General features: G+C 72.1%; 17 protein-coding genes. 10 read left to right on the plus strand and 7 right to left on the minus strand.

Annotated features, from left to right (window positions below; translation table 11 throughout):
- Together ACFXGA_RS29350 and ACFXGA_RS29355 are read right to left on the minus strand one after the other, a co-directional pair.
- Positions 1 to 2,057, minus strand: a 2,057-nt coding sequence (locus ACFXGA_RS29350) for a CARDB domain-containing protein (protein ID WP_378093370.1), incomplete at its 3' end; no start/stop codon positions are given.
- Positions 2,058 to 2,291: 234 nt separating this feature from the next.
- The gene (locus ACFXGA_RS29355; RefSeq protein WP_378093372.1) at positions 2,292 to 3,425 is read right to left on the minus strand and encodes a P-loop NTPase; all 1,134 of its coding nucleotides are present in this window, start codon (positions 3,423 to 3,425) and stop codon (positions 2,292 to 2,294) included.
- Between the two features lie 135 nt (positions 3,426 to 3,560).
- Between ACFXGA_RS29355 and ACFXGA_RS29360 the strand changes: the two genes are divergently transcribed.
- On the plus strand, positions 3,561 to 4,022 hold the full coding sequence (locus ACFXGA_RS29360; RefSeq protein WP_378093374.1) for a MarR family winged helix-turn-helix transcriptional regulator: 462 nt from the start codon (positions 3,561 to 3,563) through the stop codon (positions 4,020 to 4,022).
- Positions 4,023 to 4,031: 9 nt separating this feature from the next.
- On the opposite strand, the gene ACFXGA_RS29365 is transcribed toward ACFXGA_RS29360, so the two are convergent.
- The 4 genes from ACFXGA_RS29365 to ACFXGA_RS29380 form a co-directional block, all read right to left on the minus strand.
- On the minus strand, positions 4,032 to 4,622 hold the full coding sequence (locus tag ACFXGA_RS29365; RefSeq protein WP_378093376.1) for a DUF1003 domain-containing protein: 591 nt from the start codon (positions 4,620 to 4,622) through the stop codon (positions 4,032 to 4,034).
- The gene (locus tag ACFXGA_RS29370) at positions 4,615 to 5,868 is read right to left on the minus strand and encodes a magnesium transporter MgtE N-terminal domain-containing protein (protein ID WP_378093378.1); all 1,254 of its coding nucleotides are present in this window, start codon (positions 5,866 to 5,868) and stop codon (positions 4,615 to 4,617) included. Before ACFXGA_RS29370 ends, ACFXGA_RS29365 begins: the two co-directional genes overlap by 8 nt.
- Before the next feature lie 69 nt (positions 5,869 to 5,937).
- Positions 5,938 to 6,795 (minus strand): aminoglycoside phosphotransferase family protein, encoded by an 858-nt coding sequence (locus tag ACFXGA_RS29375; protein ID WP_378093380.1) that lies wholly within the window; start codon positions 6,793 to 6,795, stop codon positions 5,938 to 5,940.
- Positions 6,792 to 7,127: a hypothetical protein gene (locus ACFXGA_RS29380; protein WP_378093382.1), complete on the minus strand. Its 336-nt coding sequence runs from the start codon at positions 7,125 to 7,127 to the stop codon at positions 6,792 to 6,794. Before ACFXGA_RS29380 ends, ACFXGA_RS29375 begins: the two co-directional genes overlap by 4 nt.
- A 115-nt stretch (positions 7,128 to 7,242) precedes the next feature.
- On the opposite strand from ACFXGA_RS29380, the gene ACFXGA_RS29385 reads away from it, so the two are divergent.
- The 4 genes from ACFXGA_RS29385 (at position 7,243) to ACFXGA_RS29400 (ending at position 10,257) form a co-directional block, all read left to right on the plus strand.
- A complete protein-coding gene (locus tag ACFXGA_RS29385) occupies positions 7,243 to 8,202 on the plus strand; it encodes an HpcH/HpaI aldolase/citrate lyase family protein (protein WP_378093384.1) in 960 nt (319 codons plus the stop codon).
- A gap of 44 nt (positions 8,203 to 8,246) precedes the next feature.
- Positions 8,247 to 9,338 (plus strand): AAA family ATPase, encoded by a 1,092-nt coding sequence (locus tag ACFXGA_RS29390; RefSeq protein ID WP_378093386.1) that lies wholly within the window; start codon positions 8,247 to 8,249, stop codon positions 9,336 to 9,338.
- On the plus strand, positions 9,335 to 9,997 hold the full coding sequence (locus tag ACFXGA_RS29395) for a DUF4276 family protein (RefSeq protein ID WP_378093388.1): 663 nt from the start codon (positions 9,335 to 9,337) through the stop codon (positions 9,995 to 9,997). Before ACFXGA_RS29390 ends, ACFXGA_RS29395 begins: the two co-directional genes overlap by 4 nt.
- A gap of 98 nt (positions 9,998 to 10,095) precedes the next feature.
- Positions 10,096 to 10,257 carry a hypothetical protein gene (locus tag ACFXGA_RS29400; protein ID WP_378093390.1) on the plus strand — a complete coding sequence of 54 codons (162 nt, stop codon included), beginning with the start codon at positions 10,096 to 10,098 and terminating at the stop codon, positions 10,255 to 10,257.
- 9 nt (positions 10,258 to 10,266) lie between these two features.
- Here the strand turns inward: ACFXGA_RS29400 and ACFXGA_RS29405 are convergent, their stop codons facing one another.
- On the minus strand, positions 10,267 to 10,557 hold the full coding sequence (locus ACFXGA_RS29405; protein ID WP_378093392.1) for a DUF4190 domain-containing protein: 291 nt from the start codon (positions 10,555 to 10,557) through the stop codon (positions 10,267 to 10,269).
- Between the two features lie 143 nt (positions 10,558 to 10,700).
- Between ACFXGA_RS29405 and ACFXGA_RS29410 the strand changes: the two genes are divergently transcribed.
- From ACFXGA_RS29410 to ACFXGA_RS29430, 5 genes are all read left to right on the plus strand, one after another.
- Complete coding sequence (locus ACFXGA_RS29410; RefSeq protein ID WP_378093394.1) at positions 10,701 to 11,897, plus strand: acyl-CoA dehydrogenase family protein; 1,197 nt, start codon at positions 10,701 to 10,703, stop codon at positions 11,895 to 11,897.
- A gap of 581 nt (positions 11,898 to 12,478) precedes the next feature.
- Positions 12,479 to 13,012, plus strand: a complete 534-nt coding sequence (locus ACFXGA_RS29415; protein ID WP_378093396.1) for a general stress protein — start codon at positions 12,479 to 12,481, stop codon at positions 13,010 to 13,012.
- A 178-nt stretch (positions 13,013 to 13,190) separates the two neighbouring features.
- On the plus strand, positions 13,191 to 14,447 hold the full coding sequence (locus tag ACFXGA_RS29420) for an ABC transporter substrate-binding protein (RefSeq protein ID WP_378093398.1): 1,257 nt from the start codon (positions 13,191 to 13,193) through the stop codon (positions 14,445 to 14,447).
- 53 nt (positions 14,448 to 14,500) lie between these two features.
- Complete coding sequence (locus tag ACFXGA_RS29425; protein WP_378093429.1) at positions 14,501 to 15,409, plus strand: carbohydrate ABC transporter permease; 909 nt, start codon at positions 14,501 to 14,503, stop codon at positions 15,407 to 15,409.
- Entirely contained in the window at positions 15,409 to 16,254 is an 846-nt protein-coding gene (locus tag ACFXGA_RS29430) for a carbohydrate ABC transporter permease (RefSeq protein WP_378093400.1), read from the plus strand. Before ACFXGA_RS29425 ends, ACFXGA_RS29430 begins: the two co-directional genes overlap by 1 nt.
- The last annotated feature ends 2 nt before the right edge of the window (positions 16,255 to 16,256 follow it).

Genomic DNA, 16,256 nt, shown 5'->3' on the forward strand with positions numbered 1-16,256 from the left:
TCTCTCCCCCGCCCCCACCCATATAAACACAAAAAATTCGGGGGGCCGGTACTTTTGTTTATAAGAGACTGGGGGCCGGGTTCGGGGGCCGCTACCGCATGGTGCTGGACTAAGGGGCGGGCCGCGCCCGGGCCGACGACGATCGACCGCGACCAGGTGTTGTTCGCCTCGTCGGTCTCGGCGACGGCGCCGGTCGCGTCGGCCGTGGCGGTGATCGTCGCGCCGCCCGCGGTGGCCCGCCACGTGCCGGTGACGGGCACGGTCACCGTCGCGCCCGCCGCGACGGCCGGGGTGGTGGTGTCCAGCGTGGCGCCGCCGACCACGAGCCGGGTCACGGAGCCCGCGCCCACGCCCGACGTGCCGCGGTTGCGCACCGACGCGGTGAACGACACGGTCGCGCCCACCGCCGGGTTCGGCGGGTTCGTCACCACGTCGGCGACCAGGAGGTCCGGGCCGGGGGCCTGCGTCACGACCAGCGGCGACGGCGCGGTGTGGGTGTTGTTCGCGTCGTCCCGCTCGACCACGGCGTTGGTCGGGTCGACCACCGCCTTCACCTGGTGGCTGCCCATCGGCCGCCGGCCCGCCGGGAACGACACCGCGGCCGACGCCCCCGCCGCCAGCGCGGCGACCGACGCGCTGCCGACGACCGCGCCGCCGACGCTGAAGTCGACCGTCGTCGCGGGCGCGGCGGCCGAACCCGCGTTGCGCACCGCGGCGGTCAGGGTGACCGCGTCGACCTCCGTCGGCGCGGCGGGCGACCAGGTCAACGACGTGACGGTGAGGTCCGGGTTGGGCGCGGCGACGCCGACGACCTGCAGCTCGGCCACCTGCCCGCCGGGCGCGCCGGTGTTGCCGAAGAACTGCAGCCGCACGTCCGCCACCCGCGCGCCGACCGGGACGGTCACCGTGTTCTGGTTGCCGGTCGGGCTGAACGCGTGGTCGGCTCGGGCGACCAGCGACGTGAAGCCCGTCGCCGACTGCTCCCGGCCCAGCACCTGGAAGCTCTGCGTGCGCGGACCCCACACCGGGTCGGGGTTGAGCCGGACCACCACGCGGTCCACGTCGGCGTTCGCGCCCAGCTTCACGGTCAGCGTGGACGACTGCCCGCCCGCCTCCCAGTAGGTGGCGACGTCACCGTCGTTGGCGTTGGCGGCCACGAACGAGAACACCGACGACGACGCCTCGATCGGCTTGCCGCGGGCGAGGTCCGTGCCGCCGCCGCCCCGGCCGACCCGCGTCACGGGGTTGCTGTCGCCGGACACGTTGCCCGCCGCGTCCCGCGCCCGCACCGTGTAGGTGACGGTGTCGGTGGCCGGCCGGCTGTCGGTGTAGGTGAGCGTGGCGCCGGGCACCGAGGCGCGTTCCGCGCCGTTGGCGTACACGGTGTACCCGGTGACGCCGGTGTCGTCGGACGACGCCGACCAGGCCAGCCGGATCTGCCCGGCGGCGGGCTCGGTGAGGGTGAGGTCGCCGGGCGGGGACGGGGGCCGCACGTCGCCGGTCTCCGGGCCGTGCACCTCCAGCTCCGCGACCTGGCCCGCGGGCCAGCCCGTGTTGGCGGTGACGTGCAGCCGCACGTACCGGGTGTCCCGGGCGGTGAAGTCGATGGTCGCGGTGTTGCCGGCCGCCGGGTCGAACACGCGCGCCGCGGACGGCGAGAGGTCCGTGAAGGCGGTGCCGTTCGTGCTGCCCTGCACGGCCACCGCCTGGGTGCGCGCGCCCCAGCCGCCCGGCAGCCGGAGCACCACCCGGTTGACGGCGACCGCCGCGCCGAGGTCCACCTGGAGCCACTGCGGGAACGCGTTGTTGCCGCTCTCCCAGTAGGTCTCGCGGTTGCCGTCGGTGGCGTTGGCGGGCGGGTAGCCGGGCTGCGAGCTGCTCGCCGACGTGGGCTTGCCCGCGGCGAGGTTGACCGCCGTCGCGCCGATCCCGGAGTCGGCGGCGGGGTCGGGTCGCGCGCCGGCGGGCGCGCCGGAGGCGGGGGAGAGGCCGAACACGGTCAGGCCGATCGCGAGGATGCCGCCGACCAGTCGCCGGCTGCGCTGCTTCCGTTTCATCGGTGTCCTCTTCGTTGGGGACGACGGTGCGCTCACGACAGACCGCGGCGGACGCCTGACGACAAGTTGCGACGTAGTATTAAGTTCTTGAGTTGATCTGTCAGGTTTTTGCGAGGTTGCGTACAAAGGTTGCAGACGGGCGGCTGTTCGTCAACGCCCGCCGTGCGGCGCGCACGACGAAACAGGGGCCCCCGGTGCACGGGAGCCCCTGTGGCGTGGAAATGCGGCGAGCGGTCAGCGACCCGCCGGTGAGACGTTCAGCAGGCGGCCCGCCAGGCCGCGCGACCGCGTCGACAGCTTGCCCGCCACGGTCGTGAGCACCCGGCCCGCGGTCGACTCGGGGTGCGCCAGCACGATCGGCGTGCCCGCGTCGCCCTGCTCCCGCAGCCGCGGGTCGAGCGGCACCTGGCCGAGCAGCGGCACGTCCGCGCCCACGGCCTGGGTCAGCGAGTCGGCCACGGTCTGCCCGCCGCCCTCGCCGAACACGTCCATCCGGGTGCCGTCCGGCAGCTCCAGCCACGACATGTTCTCGATCACGCCCGCGATCCGCTGCCGGGTCTGCAACGCGATCGAGCCGGCCCGCTCGGCCACCTCCGCCGCCGCCTGCTGCGGCGTGGTCACGACCAGGATCTCGGCGTTCGGCACGAGCTGCGCCACCGAGATCGCGATGTCGCCGGTGCCCGGCGGCAGGTCCAGCAGCAGCACGTCCAGGTCGCCCCAGAACACGTCGGCCAGGAACTGCTGCAACGCGCGGTGCAGCATCGGGCCGCGCCACACGACCGGGGTGTTGCCCGGCGTGAACATGCCGATGGAGATCAACTTCACGCCGTGCGACTGCGGCGGCATGATCATCTTCTCGACCTGGGTCGGCCGGGCGTCGGTGCCCAGCATGCGCGGGATCGAGTGGCCGTAGATGTCGGCGTCCACCACGCCCACCGACAGGCCGCGCGCGGCCATCGCGACGGCCAGGTTCACCGTCACCGACGACTTGCCGACGCCGCCCTTGCCCGACGCCACGCAGTACACGCGGGTCAGCGAGCCCGGCTGGGCGAACGGGATGACCGGCTCCTCGACGCCGCCGCGCAGCGACTTGCGCAGCTCGGTGCGCTGGGCGTCGCTCATCACGTCCAGCTCCACGCGCACGCCGGACACGCCGTCGAGCGCGGACACCGCGGTCGTCACGTCGGCGGTGATCTTGTCGCGCAGCGGGCAGCCGGCCACGGTGAGGTAGACGGCCACGTCCACGACCCCGTCGTCGCCGACCACGACGCCCTTGACCATGCCCAGGTCGGTGATCGGACGCCGGATCTCGGGGTCCTGCACGCCGGCCAACGCCTTCTGCACGTCGTCAACGGTGGGAAGAGTCACGGGAAGCGCCTTCGGAAAGAGGTGGTGGGACCGCCATGCTACGGCGGGCCGTGCACCTCCAAGCTACCGGTTGGTCACCCGCGGAACCGGGGCCAGCGCGCAGCCGGTTGCGTGCTTTCCGTAACATCGGTATTCGTGCCGGACACCGGACCTGCCCGGTTGCCCACCCGTACCGAGCTGGCGGTGTGGCGATCCTTCCTCCGGGCGCACGCGAGGCTCACTCGGATCCTGGAAGCCGAACTCATCGCCGAGCAACGCCTGTCGCTCGCGGCCTACGACGTCCTGGTCCAGCTCGCCGAGTCGCCGCAGCACCGGCTGCGGATGACCGAGCTGGCCGACGCCGTCCTGCTGTCCCGCTCCGGCGTCACCAGGCTCGTCGACCGGCTCGAACGCGCCGGCCTGGTGCTGCGGGAGCGCGCCGACGGCGACGGTCGCGGCGTGGTGGCGGTGCTGACCGCGCAGGGCCTGGACCGGCTCCGCGTCGCGTCCGGCACCCACCTGACGGGCGTGGCGCGGCACTTCGCCGAGACGTTCACCCACGCGGAACTGGAGGCGTTCGGCCGCACCTGCGACCGGCTCGGCGCCGACGAACCCTGACCCGGGGGCTCACGTCGAGGGCACGTCGTCCCGGACCGCGTCCCTGGCGTCGCGCTCCCGGCCGTCCCGGTCCTTGCCGTCCTTGTCCCGGGCGTCCTTGTCCCGCAGATCCTTGGCGTCCTTGTCCTTGCCGGGGCGCTTGCGCTCGCGGAACACGCGTTCCAGCTCGCTGCGCAGGTAGTCGCGGGTCACCACCTCGCCCACGGCCAGCCGCAGCGCGGCCAGCTCACGCGCCAGGTACTCGGTGTCGGCCTTGGTCTGCGCGGCCCGCGCCCGGTCCTCCTCCAGCGACACCCGGTCCCGGTCGTCCTGCCGGTTCTGGGCCAGCAGGATCAGCGGCGCGGCGTACGCGGCCTGCGTGGAGAACGCCAGGTTGAGCAGGATGAACGGGTACGGGTCCCAGCGCAGCGACACCGCGGCCAGGTTCAGCGTGATCCACACGATCACGATCAGCGTCTGCCAGAACAGGAACTTGCCGGTGCCGAGGAACCGGGCCAGCCGCTCGGAGAACCGGCCGAACGCCTCCGGGTCCACCGACAGCCGGAGCCTGCCCTCCGTGCGCGGCTGGTCGAGCCGCCGGCGCGGCTGCGGCTCAGGCATGGGACAGCCCCGTTTCCCGCCAGTTGACCGGCAGCAGGTGGTCCAGCACGTCGTCCACGGCGACCGCGCCGAGCAGGTGGTCGCTCTCGTCCACCACCGGCCCGCACACCAGGTTGTAGGCGGCGAAGTAGCGGGTCACGTCGCCGAGCGACGCGGACGGCGACAGCGTCGCCAGGTCGGTGTCCAGCACGCCCGCCACCAGGTCCGACGGCGGTTCCCGCAGCAGCCGCTGGATGTGCACGCAGCCCAGGTAGCGGCCGGTGGGCGTGGCCGTCGGCGGCCGGCACACGAACACCATGCTGGCCAGCGCGGGCGTCAGGTCCGGGTTGCGCACGTGCGCGAGCGCCTCGGCCACGGTCGCGTCCGGCGCGAGCACCACCGGCTCCGGCGTCATCAACCCGCCCGCGGTGTCGAAGCTGTACTCCAGCAGCCGCCTCACCGGCGCGGACTCCTCCGGCTCCATCAGCTCCAGCAGCCGGTCCTTCTCCCCCTCGGGCAGCTCGGCCAGCAGGTCCGCCGCGTCGTCGGGGTTCATCGCCTCCAGGATGTCCGCGGCGCGCTCGTCGTCCAGGTGGGCGAGCAGGTCCTTCTGGTCCTCCTCGCCCATCTCCTCGATGACGTCGGCGAGCCGTTCGTCGTCCAGCGCCTCGGCCACCTCGTAGCGGCGCTTCAGCGGCAGGCTGTGCAGGGCCAGCGCCACGTCCGCCGCGCGCATCGTCTCGAACACCGCCACGAGGTGCTGCGCGCCCTGCGGCTGGCCCGCCAGCTCCGTCACCGACAACCCGGACAGCTCCTCCCAGCGCAGCACCTGCACGGGGCCGCGGCGGGCCAGCCGACCGGTGCGCTCCCGCACCGCGACCCGCGTCATCCGCCAGTCCCGGGTGCGGGTGGGCTCCATCGCCGCGTCCACCAGCACCGCCACCGCGCCCGAGCCGAGCCGCACCCGCGCGTCGAGCAGCTCGCCGACCACCAGCACCTCGTTGGTGCGCTGGTGGAACTGGCGCAGGTTCACCGTGCCCGTGGCGAGCGTCACGGCGTTCGGCTCGATCGAGGTCACCCGCAGCATGGGCACGAAGATGCGCCGCCGGGTCGCGAGCTCCAGCACCAGGCCCAGCACGCGCGGCGGCTGCCGGTCCACCCGCAGGCCGATGACCAGGTCGCGGACCTTGCCGATCGACTCGCCGTCCGGCCCGAACACGGGCAGCCCGGCGAGCTGTGCGGCGAAGACGCGGTTCACGGCGACCACGTGATCAGGTTAGTCCGCCGCGTGCCGCGCCGCTGCGTTCCACTGTGGACGACGGCGGGCCGCGCCCGGTCAGGGCCGGAACGCGCGGGCGATCGCCCCGACCGCGTCGGCCATCCCGGGCAGCCCCTCGGCCAGGCACCACAGCCAGGTGTCGACCGCCCGGCAGAACGTCCACGCGCGGGCCAGGTCGGGGTCCAGGTCGCCGATGTCGCACAGCGCGGCGAACCGGTCGCGCAGCCCGCGTTCGCCGTCCAGCTCGCCGAACCTGTTCCACAGCAACGGGATCACGCCGAACTCGGGGTCGCCGGACAGCGGTTTCGGGTCGATCATCACCCACGGCTCGCGGTCGCCGCGCAGCACGTTCTCGTAGTGCAGGTCCTCGTTGACCAGGGTGTGCGCGGCGCGTGCGGCGAGGTCGCGGCCCAGTTCGCGGGCGTGGGCGACGAGCGCGTCCGGCAACGGGCCGCCCAGCCCGGCGTTCTCCGCGACCAGGTCGGGGAACGCGGGGCGGCGGAACCCGGGACCGGCCGGGACGCGCAGCCGGCGCAGCAGCCCGCCGGTGACGGCCAGCGCCTCCTCGATCGGCGCGTCGTCCAGCGAACGGGTGTGGTCGAGGCGTTCCAGCAGCAACGCGCCGTGGTCGTCGTCGTGGTCGAGCAGGTCCACCACGCCCCGGCCGCGCCACGCCCGCAGCGCCAGCGGCTCCTGCCGGGTCTCCTCGTCCAGCCAGGTCAGCTTGAGCACGGCCGGGTGACCGTCGGCCCGGCGCACCGGCAGCACCACGGCGACGTGGCCGTGGAGCAGCGGGCCGTCCGGGGCGAGCCGCCAGCGGGCGCAGAACCGGGTGGCCAGGGCGGGCAGCGCGGCCAGCCACCCGCGCGCCTCCTCGCCGAGGATCGCGCCGAAGCCGTCCGGGACGGTGATCACGCCAACTCCAGCCGGTAGACCTCGGCCCACGCCGGCCGACCGTTCAGCCGGGCGGCCCGCAGCGCCGCGTCGGTCTCCGCGTCCGGGCGCGCCCGGCGGGCGGTGACCCGCGCGTCGACCAGGTGGGAGCGGGTGGTGGGGGAGCGGACGGTCACCGTGCACGCGACCCCGTCGGCCAGGCCCGGCACGTCCTGCTCCGTGCCGCCGACCGCCACCAGCACCGCGCCGTCGCGCCACAGCGCCCACACCAGCCGCGACCCGTGGCCCTCCGGTCGGACCCACACCGCGGCGGCCTTGCGCAACGCGTTGTCCAGCACCTGCTCGATCTCCACCGGTTCAGCCTGCCACGGGCCTGTGAATCGGGACTCACGCGATGGCGGGTGCCCCGGCCGCGTGCCACGCTTCGCCCCAGCGTCAGTTACCGGCCGGTACGAGGAGGTACCCCCAGTGGTCGACCAGCAGCGTCCCCGTCGTTCCTGCCTGGCCGTGCCCGGCTCGAGCCAGAAGATGATCGACAAGGCCCGCACGCTGCCCGCGGACCAGGTGTTCCTCGACCTGGAGGACGCGTGCGCGCCGCTGGCCAAGCCGGACGCCCGCAAGACCATCGTCGCCTCGCTGAACGAGGGCGGCTGGGGCTCCAAGGCGCGCGTGGTCCGGGTGAACGACTGGACCACCGAGTGGACCTACCGCGACGTCACCGAGGTCGTCGAGGGCGCGGGCGCGAACCTGGACTGCGTCATGCTGCCCAAGGTGCAGACCCCGGAGCAGGTGCACGCGCTGGACCTGCTGCTCACCCAGATCGAGAAGACCATGGGCTACGAGGTCGGCCGCATCGGCATCGAGGCGCAGATCGAGAACGCCCTCGGCCTGACCAACGTCAACGCCATCGCCACCGCCTCCCCGCGGGTGGAGACGATCATCTTCGGCCCCGCCGACTTCATGGCGTCGATCAACATGAAGTCCCTGGTCGTCGGCGAGCAGCCGCCCGGCTACGACGTCGGCGACGCCTACCACTACATCCTGATGCAGATCCTCATGGCCGCCCGCGCCCACGACAAGCAGGCCATCGACGGCCCGTACCTGCAGATCCGCGACGTCGAGGGCTTCAAGCGCGTGGCCGGCCGCTCGGCCGCGCTGGGCTTCGACGGCAAGTGGGTCCTGCACCCCGGCCAGATCGACGCGGCGAACGAGGTGTTCAGCCCCAAGCAGGACGACTACGACCACGCGGAGAACATCCTCGACGCGTACGACTACTTCACGTCCGAGAAGGGCGGCAAGCGCGGCGCGGCGATGCTCGGCGACGAGATGATCGACGAGGCGTCGCGCAAGATGGCCCTGGTCATCTCGTCCAAGGGCCGTGCCGCCGGCATGTCCCGCACGAACGTGTGGTCGCCGCCGGAGGACTGACCCGTCCGGGCCTCCCGGTCGGCGGGTGGCCGTAGAGTGATCGCGTGGCCGACCGCGAGCTGGCGTCGATCGAGATCGAGGGGTACGCCTCGATCCGGTCGGCACGGGTGGACCTCGGCCGGCTCAACGTGCTGATCGGCGCGAACGGCGCGGGCAAGAGCAACTTCGTGCGCGTGTTCGAGCTGTTGGGCCGGCTGGTCGAGTCCGACCTGGGCTACTTCGTCGGCCTGAACGGCGGCGCGTCGGCGCTGCTCACGTCCGGCGCGGACCGGCTCCGGATCGCGCTCGGCACGATCCGCCACGGCTATGAAGCGGTGCTCGTCCCTGCGAGCAACGACGAGTTGATCTTCGCGGGTGAAGTGGTCATGCGCGAGGCCCGGCCGTACGAGGTGGTGCCCAGCCGCGGCGGCAGGGAGACGCGTCTGCATGAGCTCTCCGAGCTGGTCGAGCGCGGTGTCGTGACCGACATCGTTGGGTTGCTGCGGGACTGCCGCGTCTACCACTTCCATGACACCAGCCGGAACGCGCCGGTCAAGCAGTTGGTGCCGACGGCCGACAACCTGTCGTTGCGCGACGACGCGGGCAACCTCGCGGCCGTCCTGCTGGCCCTCGCGGACAGCGACGAGCAGGCCTACCGGGCGGCCTACCGGCGGATCGTCGGGGTCGTCCGCCAGGTCGCGCCGTTCTTCCGGGACTTCGTGCTGCGCCCCGAGAGGAGCGACCGGCTGCGGCTGCGGTGGCGGCAGAACGGCTCGGACGCGGTGTTCTCGGCCGACCAGATGTCGGACGGCACGTTGCGGTTCGTGTGCCTCGCGACGCTGCTGCTGCACCCGCGCCTGCCGTCGCTGGTCGTCCTGGACGAGCCGGAACTCGGGCTGCACCCCTACGCCGTCGTCCAGTTGGCCGGGCTGCTCCGGCAGGCGTCCGTGCGCGCCCAGGTGCTCCTCGCCACCCAGTCGGTCACCCTGATGAACCAGTTCGACCTCGACGACCTGATCGTCGTCGAGCGGGTCGACGGGGCCTCGACCTTCGTCCGGCCGGACCGCGAACGGCTCGGCCGGTGGCTCGAGGAGTACTCGCTGGGTGAGCTGTGGGAGAAGAACCTCATCGGGGGCAGGCCGGGCGGGCGCACGTGAGCCGTGCCGCCCGGCGGGTCCACCTGCTGGTCGAGGGGCAGACGGAGGAGGTCGTGGCCGATTCCGTCATCCGACCCCACCTCGAAGGGCTCGGGTGGATCACCAGCCTGTCCCTGGTGAAGACCAAACGGCCGGCCGCCGGTCCGTCGCACAAGGGCGGCGTCACCGGCTGGGGGCAGATCCGCCGGGACATCGGACTCCTGCTGAACGACACCAGCATCGACGTGCTCACCACGTTGTTCGACTACTACGCGTTCCCGGCCGACTGCCCCGGCATGGCGGACCGGCCGTCCGGCGACGTCTACGAGCGGGTCGGGCACGTCGAGCGCTGCCTGGCCGACGCGGTGGGCGACCGGCGGTTCCGGCCGCACCTGGTGGTGCACGAGCTGGAGGCGTGGGTGTTCGCGGCCGCCGACGCGCTGGGGCAGGTCCTCGGCGAGGACCTCGCCGACCGGCTCCGCGGCGACGTCCGCGCCGCCGGCGGCCCCGAGCTGATCAACGACGGACCGGCGACCGCGCCCTCGAAACGGCTCCTCGACTACTGCCCGGGCTACGTCAAGACGATCGACGGTCCCCTGGCGATCCAGGACCTCGGACTGGCGCGCCTGCGCGCCGAATGCCCGCACCTCGATGCGTGGCTCCACCTGTTCGAACAGTGACGAAACACTTACCCGTTGCCGGTCGGAGTGGTGAGCATCCCCACAAACGGCGGCGTGGAGTGGCGATCACGGGGTGGTGCGCGGGCATGGTGGTCGCCGTGCCCCGACACCGAACCCCGCGCCGGCCGCTGTTCCGCCGCCGCCGCGACGACCTGCTCGAGCGCAGCTTCCGCCCCTGCCCCACGTGCGCCGAGGACGTCCACGTGTTCGCCGACGTCTGCCGTCACTGCGGCGGAGAGGTGGAGCTGCGCGCCTCCTGACCGGGCGGCCTAGCGCGGCACGGGCAGGTTCGCGGCCTCCCGGTACAGCCACACCACCAGCACGACCCACAGCACGAGGGCCAGCAGCCACAGCACGGTGAGCACGACGCCGATGATCAACCCGGCGGTCGCCATGCCCCAGCCCTCCTCGCCGGTCCGCCGGATCTGCTTGCGGGCCACGATCCCGAGCACGATGCCGGCGGGCGAGAACAGGAACGCGGTGATCAGCGCCGCGATCGCCATCCCGTTGGTCTGCCTCGGCGGCGGGTAGTAGGCGGGCTGCTGGTACGGCTGAGACATGCGGTTCCCCCTGTGGTCCGTGCGGGGGCACAGGCTAACCCGCTGTTTCGGTTCAGCGCGTGGCGATGAGCACTCCCGTGGCGCGAACGCGCGTTAACCGGTCCATACTCGCCGGTAACCCGAGAGCTACGAAGGGAAACGCGATGGCGCGCCTGGCCCGGACCGCTGGACTGACCGACGTCCAGGAGGAGATCCTGTCGACGGTCCGCACCTTCGTGGACAAGGAGATCATCCCGCACGCCCAGGCGCTGGAGCACGGCGACACCTACCCGGCCGACATCGTCGAGGGCATGAAGGAGATGGGCCTGTTCGGGCTCACCATCCCCGAGGAGTTCGGCGGGCTCGGCGAGTCCCTGCTGACCTACGCCCTGGTGGTCGAGCAGATCGCCCGCGGCTGGATGTCGGTCTCCGGCGTGATCAACACGCACTTCATCGTGGCGCACATGCTCAAGCAGCACGGCACGCCCGAGCAGCAGCGCGAGTACCTGCCGCGGATGGCCACCGGCGAGGTGCGCGGCTCGTTCTCGATGTCCGAGCCGGAGCTGGGCTCCGACGTGGCCGCGATCCGCACCCGCGCCGTGCGCGACGGCGACGACTTCGTGGTCAACGGCCAGAAGATGTGGCTGACCAACGGCGGCACGTCCAACCTCACCGCCGTGCTGGTGCGGACCGACGAGGGCGCGGACAAGCCGCACCGCAACCTGACCACGTTGCTGGTCGAGAAGCCCGAGGGCTACGGCGAGGTCGCGCCCGGCCTCACCATCCCCGGCAAGATCGACAAGATGGGCTACAAGGGCGTGGACACCACCGAGATGGTGTTCGACGGCTTCCGCGTCCCGGCCCGGCAGGTCCTGGGCGGCGAGACCGGGCACGGGTTCCGGCACATGATGGACGGCGTCGAGGTCGGCCGGGTGAACGTGGCGGCGCGGGCGTGCGGCATCGCGCTGCGGTCGTTCGAGCTGGCCATCGAGTACGCGCAGCAGCGCCGGACGTTCGGCAAGCCGATCGCCGAGCACCAGGCCATCGCGTTCAAGCTGGCCGAGATGGCGACCAAGGTCGAGGCCGCCCACCTGATGATGGTCAACGCGGCGCGGCTGAAGGACTCCGGCGCGCGCAACGACGTCGAGGCCGGCATGGCCAAGCTCATCGCCTCCGAGTACTGCGCCGAGGTGACGCAGGAGGCGTTCCGCATCCACGGCGGCTACGGCTACTCCAAGGAGTACGAGATCGAGCGCCTGATGCGCGAGGCCCCGTTCCTGCTCATCGGCGAGGGCACGAGCGAGATCCAGAAGACCATCATCAGCCGCGGCCTGCTGCGCGACTACCAGTCCCGCGGCTGACCGCCGGTTGTCCACAGGCCGCGCCCGACCGCTTCCCGACGTCGGCGGACGCCGGCAAGATCAAAGCAGGGGTCCCCTCGGCGGGGACCCCTGCGGAGCACACGCCGGCGGCGCGCAGCGCCGGGTTCGCCGACGTCCGAGTAGGCCGGGACGGGGGTTCGGGACGCGCCGGGAGTCCCCGATCAGCCGGCGGGCGGTGTGAACGACCCCGGACGCGTGACCCGCCGGCCGGACCCGGCTGCCCGACCGCGTCCGTTTGTCCACAGGTGCCCCCCGTCCACACCCGACCGACCGCGCCCGCCGCCGGCCACGCGACGCCGCCCGACCCGGTCCGCCACGCCTCAACCCGCCGCGCCCGGTCAGTCCGCCACGCATCACCCGCCACCCCCCGCCGCGCCACGCCCGTGCCCGCCCGGAGCCCGCCGCCACCACGGCCGGAACGGTCCCTGCCGGGTGCCGGCCGCCCGCTCCCGGCCCGTCCCGACAGGTCACGTTCGCGTGTGTTTCCCGTCAACCCGTTTCGCGCCGCTCGCCCGGTATTGGCAGGATGGGGTGATCAGCACCGCGAAGAGGTGGTCACCGTGACGAGTTCCTTCTCCGGCTCCGGCCAGAACCGACCCGGGGTGCCTCCCCGCCTGCCCACCCCGCCCACCGGCTGGCCCATCGGCTCGTACAGCACCTACGAGGAGGCGCAGCGCGCGGTCGACTTCCTGGCCGACGGCGACTTCCCCGTCCAGGAGGTGACGATCGTCGGCGTCGACCTGATGCTCGTCGAACGGGTCACCGGCCGCCTCACCTGGGGGCGCGTGCTGGGCACCGGCGCGGCGTCGGGCGCGTGGTTCGGCCTGTTCGTGGGCGTCCTGCTCAGCCTGTTCAACACCAGCCCCGGCGCGAGCCTCGGGCCCATCGTCGCGGGCCTGGTGGTCGGCATCGCGTTCGGCCTCATCTTCGCCGCCGTCGGGTACGGGTCGGCGCGCGGCAAGCGGGACTTCCAGAGCGCGAGCCAGCTCGTCGCCGGCCGCTACGACGTGCTGTGCCAGCCCCGGTCCGCGGAACGCGGCCGCGACCTGCTCGCCAAGCTCGCGATGCGCCCTTCGGACCTCGGCAAGGACTGAGGTCGGAGGTTTATCCCGCCACCGGATCGGGTAACGCCGTTCCGCGGCTCCGGTGGTTGCGGCACCTGATCACCGGGCCTACGTTCGATCCACCGGTCGGCCCAGTCGACCGGCGGGCACGACGAGGTGCCGGGCGTCGCGGTTCGGCCCCTCCGTTGTCGGGAAGGAGGCAGGACCGATGAGGGGCAAGGGTCATCGGTTGGCCGCCGCAGGGGGCGCCGCGTTGATCGCGACGACCGTGCTGGCGGGCTGTGGTTCGGGTGACGGCGGGATCACCATCAACGTCTACAAGTACCCGCAGGAGAACTTCCAGAAGATCGTCGACAACTGCAACGAGCGGGCCGACGGCTACGAGATCGTCTACCACAAGCTGCCGCGCGAGGCGGACGGCCAGCGTGAGCAGATGGTCCGCAGGCTCGCCGCGGGCGACCCCGACATGGACGTGCTGGCGCTCGACGTGACGTGGACCGCCGAGCTGGCCGAGGCGGGCTGGATCAAGGAGTTCACCGGCGAGGACCGGGCGCGGGTCGAGCAGGGCACGCTGGAGACCCCGCTGGAGACCGCCCGCTACGAGGGCAGGCTGTACGGCGCTCCGGACAACACCAACGTCCAGCTCCTCTGGTACCGCGGCGACCTGGTGCCCACGCCGCCGAAGACGTGGTCCGAGATGATCGAGGCGGGCACCCGCCTCGAAGCCGACGGCGACGACCGGACCCCCGGCCTGGTCGCCGCGCAGGGCAAGCAGTACGAAGGGCTCGTCGTCCTCTACAACACGCTCGTCAACACCGCGGGCGGGAAGATCCTGGACGACGGCGGCACGAAGGCCGTCGTGGACGACGGCGCGGTCAAGGCGCTGGACGTGCTCAAGCAGTTCGCCACCTCCAAGGTGGTCGACCCGTCGTTCTCCAACGCCGCCGAGGACCAGGCCCGCCTGCTCATGGAGAGCGGCAAGGCCGCGTTCCAGCTGAACTGGCCCTACGTCTACGCCGCCGCCCAGGCCGTGCCCGACCTGGCGAAGAACCTGAAGTGGGCCCCCTACCCGTCCATCGACGGCGGACCGGCCAAGGTCACCGTCGGCGGCATCAACTACGCCGTGAGCGCCTTCACCCGGCACGCCGACCAGTCGTTCGACGCCGTGCAGTGCCTGCGCAGCGCGGAGAACCAGAAGTTCGCCGCCATCCACGACGGCGTGCCGCCGACCATCGAGTCCGTCTACGACGACCCCGAGATGGCCGAGCCGTACCCGATGAAGGAAGCGATCCTGGAGACGCTGAAGAACGCGAGCGCCCGCCCGGTGACCCCCGCCTACCAGAACGTCTCGACCGTGATCTCCAGCATCCTCTCGCCCCCGGCGGGCATCGACCCCCGGCCGACCGCGGAGCGGCTGCGCGGCGAGCTCCAGGACGCGCTCGACTCGAAGGGGGTGCTGCCGTGAGCCACCCGGCGACCACCACCACCGACCCGACCGACGCCGCCGCCCCGGCGGAGCTGTCCCCGAAGGCCAAGGCCGCGCTCAGCGAGGGCAAGAAGGCCGAACGCCGGCTCGGCCTGCTGCTGTGCGCGCCCGCCATCCTCATCATGGCCGCCGTCGCGGGCTGGCCGATCCTGTACTCGTTCTGGCTGTCGTTGCAGCGCTACGACCTGAAGTTCCCGGACCGCACCGAGTTCGTCGGCCTCGACAACTACGTGACCGTGCTGTCCAACCCCTACTGGTGGAACGCCATGTGGGTCACCGTCGTGATCACGGTGGTGTCCGTGGCGGTCGAGCTGGTGCTCGGCATGGCGCTCGCGCTGATCATGCACCGCACCCTCGTCGGCCGGGGCATCGTGCGCACCGCCACGCTCATCCCGTACGGCATCGTCACGGTCGTCGCCGCGTTCTCCTGGCGGTACGCGTGGACGCCCGGCACCGGCTACCTGGCCGAGACCCTGGCGGGCGGCGACCCGGTGCTCACCGAGAAGGTCCCGGCGCTCATGGTCGTGACGCTGGCCGAGATCTGGAAGACCACCCCGTTCATGGCGCTGCTGCTCATGGCGGGCCTCGCGCTGGTGCCGGACGACCTGCTCAAGGCCGCCGCGATGGACGGCGCGACCGCGTGGCAGCGGTTCACCCGGGTGATGGTGCCGGTGATGAAGCCCGCGATCCTGGTGGCCCTGCTGTTCCGCACCCTCGACGCGTTCCGCATCTTCGACAACCTGTTCGTGCTCACGGCCGGCTCGCAGGGCACCTCGTCGGTGTCCATGCTGACCTACAACAACCTCATCAAGGGCCTGAACCTCGGCATCGGCTCCACCATGTCGGTGCTGATCTTCATCGCGGTGGCGATCATCGCGTTCGTGTTCGTGAAGCTGTTCGGCACCGCCGCGCCCGGCGGCGACGGCGGGGGGAGGCGCTGATGGCCGGCATCGGCGGGGCCGTGACGGGGGCCCGCAAGGCGCGCTGGACCGTCCTCAACATCCTCGTGGTGGCGTACGCGCTGATCCCGGTGCTGTGGATCGTGTCGCTGTCGTTCAAGACCAAGGAGACCCTGGGCGACGGCAACTTCATCCCGCGCCAGTGGACGTTCGAGAACTACAAGGCGATCTTCTCCACCACGGAGTTCGTGCGGGCGCTGGTGAACTCGATCGGCATCGCGCTGATCGCCACCGCCGTCGCGGTCGTGTTCGGCACGATGGCCGCCTACGCGATCGCCCGCCTCGACTTCCCCGGCAAGCGGCTGCTCGTCGGGGTATCGCTGCTGATCGCGATGTTCCCGCAGATCTCGCTGGTCTCGCCGCTGTTCGAGATCGAGCGGTCGCTGGGCCTGTTCGACACCTGGCCCGGCCTGATCCTGCCCTACATCACGTTCGCGCTGCCGCTCGCGATCTACACGCTGTCGGCGTTCTTCCGGGAGATCCCGTGGGAGCTGGAGAAGGCGGCGAAGATGGACGGCGCGACGCCCGGCCAGGCGTTCCGCCGGGTCATCGCGCCGCTGGCCGCGCCCGGCGTGTTCACCACCGCCATCCTGGTGTTCATCTTCTGCTGGAACGACTTCCTGTTCGCGATCTCGCTGACCTCGACCGAGAGCTCGCGCACGGTGCCGGTGGCGCTGTCGTTCTTCACCGGCAGCTCGCAGTTCGAGGACCCGACCGGGTCGATCGCCGCCGCGGCGGTGGTCATCACGATCCCGATCATCCTGTTCGTGTTGTTCTTCCAGCGTCGGATCGTCGCCGGGTTGACCTCCGGCGCCGTCAAGGGGTGAAG

It is taken from the genome of Actinosynnema sp. NPDC059335 (assembly GCF_042752395.1).
Lineage (GTDB): Bacteria > Actinomycetota > Actinomycetes > Mycobacteriales > Pseudonocardiaceae > Actinosynnema.

What these genes read in the sequence shown, in the direction of transcription:
- ACFXGA_RS29365 (WP_378093376.1), bottom strand. Translation starts at nt 4,622, where the DNA reads ATGCCTGAGCCGCAGCCGCGCCGGCGGCTCGACCAGCCGCGCACGGAG.
- ACFXGA_RS29405 (WP_378093392.1), bottom strand. Translation starts at nt 10,557, where the DNA reads ATGTCTCAGCCGTACCAGCAGCCCGCCTACTACCCGCCGCCGAGGCAG.
- ACFXGA_RS29410 (WP_378093394.1), top strand. Translation starts at nt 10,701, where the DNA reads ATGGCGCGCCTGGCCCGGACCGCTGGACTGACCGACGTCCAGGAGGAG.
- ACFXGA_RS29420 (WP_378093398.1), top strand. Translation starts at nt 13,191, where the DNA reads ATGAGGGGCAAGGGTCATCGGTTGGCCGCCGCAGGGGGCGCCGCGTTG.
- ACFXGA_RS29430 (WP_378093400.1), top strand. Translation starts at nt 15,409, where the DNA reads ATGGCCGGCATCGGCGGGGCCGTGACGGGGGCCCGCAAGGCGCGCTGG.